The 3,083-nt window shown below is 64.9% G+C and carries 5 protein-coding genes; 1 reads left to right on the top strand and 4 read right to left on the bottom strand.

Annotation, left to right across the window (positions count from 1 at the left end; all coding sequences use genetic code 11):
- Together VGH85_17200 and VGH85_17205 are read right to left on the bottom strand one after the other, a co-directional pair.
- A partial coding sequence (locus VGH85_17200) for a C40 family peptidase (protein HEY2175547.1) occupies nt 1-1,140 on the bottom strand: 1,140 nt, incomplete at its 3' end.
- A 77-nt stretch (nt 1,141-1,217) separates the two neighbouring features.
- Nucleotides 1,218-1,622 carry a PPOX class F420-dependent oxidoreductase gene (locus VGH85_17205; GenBank protein ID HEY2175548.1) on the bottom strand — a complete coding sequence of 135 codons (405 nt, stop codon included), beginning with the start codon at nt 1,620-1,622 and terminating at the stop codon, nt 1,218-1,220.
- Nucleotides 1,623-1,723: 101 nt separating this feature from the next.
- On the opposite strand from VGH85_17205, the gene VGH85_17210 reads away from it, so the two are divergent.
- Nucleotides 1,724-2,101 carry a hypothetical protein gene (locus VGH85_17210; GenBank protein HEY2175549.1) on the top strand — a complete coding sequence of 126 codons (378 nt, stop codon included), beginning with the start codon at nt 1,724-1,726 and terminating at the stop codon, nt 2,099-2,101.
- Nucleotides 2,102-2,184: 83 nt separating this feature from the next.
- Here the strand turns inward: VGH85_17210 and VGH85_17215 are convergent, their stop codons facing one another.
- Both VGH85_17215 and VGH85_17220 read right to left on the bottom strand, forming a co-directional pair.
- Nucleotides 2,185-2,715, bottom strand: a complete 531-nt coding sequence (locus tag VGH85_17215; protein ID HEY2175550.1) for a hypothetical protein — start codon at nt 2,713-2,715, stop codon at nt 2,185-2,187.
- A gap of 127 nt (nt 2,716-2,842) precedes the next feature.
- Nucleotides 2,843-3,083, bottom strand: a 241-nt coding sequence (locus tag VGH85_17220) for a hypothetical protein (GenBank protein ID HEY2175551.1), incomplete at its 5' end; no start/stop codon positions are given.

Below are 3,083 nucleotides of genomic sequence, written 5' to 3' on the forward strand. Positions count from 1 at the left end.
CGCGAGCCGGGGCTCGCTGAGGCTGTCGATGCGGACGACCGAGCCTGTATGCGGCGCGTCGATGATGTAACCGTCGCCGGCGTAAATCCCGACGTGTCCGGGCGCCTTGCGCGTGCCGTCGGACCCGATGAAGAAGACGAGGTCGCCTGGCTGGAGCCGGTTCGGCGCAACCCAGACGCCGTCGGGTGAGTGCCACTGCGCTGCCGCGTAGTGCGGCAGCGAGACGCCGAGTCGGGCGAACACGTACGTGACCAGCCCCGAGCAGTCGAAACCGGTCTTGGGGCTCGCGCCGCCCCACAAGTACGGGACGCCCAGGTATTGCATCGCGCCCGAGACGACGGTGTTGTCCCGCGCGGCCGGCGTCAACCCGCCCCCCAGCAGAAACGGGAAGGGCCCCGCGGGAAAGTCGGGCGGTGGCTTCGAAGGCTGCCGCTGCCGGTGCCTCTTCTTCGCGCTCACTCGCAGTTGTGATTTTGTGGCCGTTTTCTGGTCGGGACGGGTGCTCGGGGACGAGCTCGGCCTGCCAATGGCCAGCGGCGCCGCGGAGAAGGCGACGGCGATCTTGGTTCCGGCCGGCAGGGAGTCATGGGCTTGCAGGAGGAGGAGGACGAGCGGCGCAGTCAGCCGCCCGAACGTCTCGCCGAGCGTCAGCTGTCCCCAGCTCTCGACCGGAACCGTCTGCCCTGGCGTGGCGGAGACGGCAGTGCCGTCGATCTCCAGGCCGGCCACCGTTCCCTTGCCGTGCTTCGCCTCGACGCTGCTCGCCGTGACCGCGCCCTCGAACAACGAGACCGATCCGAGCGTGAGGTTCGTGCTGCTGCAGCCGGAACCGCTCACGCTCGAGGAGCTGAACGCCACCCAGGAAGCCGACGACGGATAGCCGGACGGGCCGAGCGCGGAGGCCGGGGTGCCCAGCGCGACGACCGGGTGGGAGGGTGGCACGACCGCGGCCGCACCGGCGCCTGCACAGCCCGCAGGCAGCGACGAGACCGAGAGCGGCGCATAGGACGGCGTGGTCGTCGTGGTCGTTGTTGTCGTCGTCGTTCCCGTGGTCGTACCCGCGCCACTTGCGCGCGCGGATCCCAGGCCGAGAACGGCAGCGAGAACGCCGAAGACAAGCAGTCCGAGACCCCGCCGCATCAGGACAGTGTGACGAAGCTCCGCCGCATCAGGACAGTGTGACGAAGCTCGCGCTCAGTCGCGAACGTTCTATGGCCCTATCCGCCTGCGCCGAAGCCATCGACCCGCTCGGGATGGATTCGGATGATCACGCGTCTCTCGCCAGGGCCGAGGTACGGATACTTGTCCTGCCCCAGGTACTTCTTGGCGAGCATGTTTATGTGCTCGAGGGCGCCCTCCTCGACGATCTCGGCGGGGCCGCTCACCATCACGTAGCCGGACTGCTGGTCCTCGGCAGGCAGAACCGTCACAGTCGCACGCGGGTCGCGCTCGATGTTCTTGACCTTCGTTCTCCCGAGGGCGCTGTTGACGAGGACGTTCTCGCCGTCGTAGTCGATCCAGACGGGCGTGGCCTGGGGTGATCCGTCCTCGCGGATGGTCGCGATCACGCCCCAGTTGCGATCGGTGAAGAGCGTCGCCTGCTTCTCGTTCAGCGTCGCCATCGATTGAGCCCTCCTGACTCGGGATCGTGACCCGATTTGTCGTTAGTGAGCCGTTAGCGAGATCTGCCGATTTCCGGATCCCCCGCTGTACCCTCAGAAGCATGAAGAAAATCCCGTACCTCGCCGCGGCCTTCGTTGCTGCCGCCGTGTGTGCCACGGCTTCGGCTTCCGGGCCGTACACCGCCAAGTCGGTTCACCTCAATGCTCTGCATCCAAAAACGGCTTTCAGCGTCCGGATCCCCACGCCGAAGAAGATCGTCCTCTACATCGGGACGGCCAAGGTCACAACGACGACCCGATGTCTCAAGGGGGGAACAGTTTCGAAGCTCACGCGCAGCTTCGACACGGACGGGACTCGGAACATGCTCTGGCACATTGCCGGCAGACAAGATTCGTGCCGCGTCTCGGTCGCTGCCGCACTGAAGGGTCAGGGCACCGGCTACGTCAGCGTGGACGTGTACCCGCGCTCAAATAGTTAGGGCGCCTGAAGTCACGCTGAGTCGTAGTACCTACAGATGACTACCTCGCCCTTGAGCGATCTGGAGTCCAATCCCTCGGACTTCTACTCCTTGGGCTTTACCAACACCGCTCTTACAGTGAGATAGGCGTTACGCGTGTAGCGGGGCCAGCAGCATCTGAAGTAGACCACCTCGACTCCAAAATTCTTGATGGGTTTGTCGACTTCGCTTTTTGGTCTTTGTGGATAAGGCCTCGGGCTACTGACAAACCGGTACGTCCGCCACACACCATTCCACTTGATCTTTGCCAGGTAGCCCGGCTTGATCAGGTAGAGGCGGTAGAACGGACCGTGGGCGCCGTAGCCCGGAACAGGCGTTACATCGTGCGCGTCGATGACCATCGTCAAGCCCATTCCGGCCCGCGTTGCATAGCCCACATCCCAGATCGGGCCGTACGCCAGATCGCAAGCTCTCGTGTGGATCGGCTTGTCGACGATGTGCAGAAACTTGATGGTCAGGCGAGCTGTGTGTTGCGACACTGGGCGCGCCCGGCAACCGTGGCTCGCAATACCGCTAGGCGTCGCCATAACCATCGATGCCAGTCCAACAGCCACAGTCAGCAGTACTGCTTTCATGCTGGGTCTCACGCTTCCAGAGAATAGATCGACGAGGAACACTTTTCGAGTCCGGCCCCGATACTGGACTCGAAGCAGTGACCCCCAACCGCGACCGCTGCCGTCCTCACCTGGTCGTGGCGACGTCCTACCTCGCCGGCGTCCGGACGCTCGCGACGCTTCCAGACGGGGCCTCGACCGGGCCGACGAAGGAGCGTGCCTCGTCCGCACCGACGAGATTTCCCTTCCGCTCGTAGAGCGTGTTCGCGGCAGCGGCTGCCGCGGCGGCGTCTTCGAGATGCCGGCCGTGGCGGAGCACCGTCGCGAGATCCAGCAATGCGTTTCCGTGCAGGTTGAGGAAGTCGGTCTGCTCCGCGAGCGAGACGGCC

The sequence above is a fragment of the Mycobacteriales bacterium genome, assembly GCA_036497565.1.
Taxonomy (GTDB): domain Bacteria; phylum Actinomycetota; class Actinomycetes; order Mycobacteriales; family QHCD01; genus DASXJE01.

What these genes read in the sequence shown, in the direction of transcription:
- VGH85_17205 (HEY2175548.1), bottom strand. Translation starts at nt 1,622, where the DNA reads ATGGCGACGCTGAACGAGAAGCAGGCGACGCTCTTCACCGATCGCAAC.
- VGH85_17210 (HEY2175549.1), top strand. Translation starts at nt 1,724, where the DNA reads ATGAAGAAAATCCCGTACCTCGCCGCGGCCTTCGTTGCTGCCGCCGTG.
- VGH85_17215 (HEY2175550.1), bottom strand. Translation starts at nt 2,715, where the DNA reads ATGAAAGCAGTACTGCTGACTGTGGCTGTTGGACTGGCATCGATGGTT.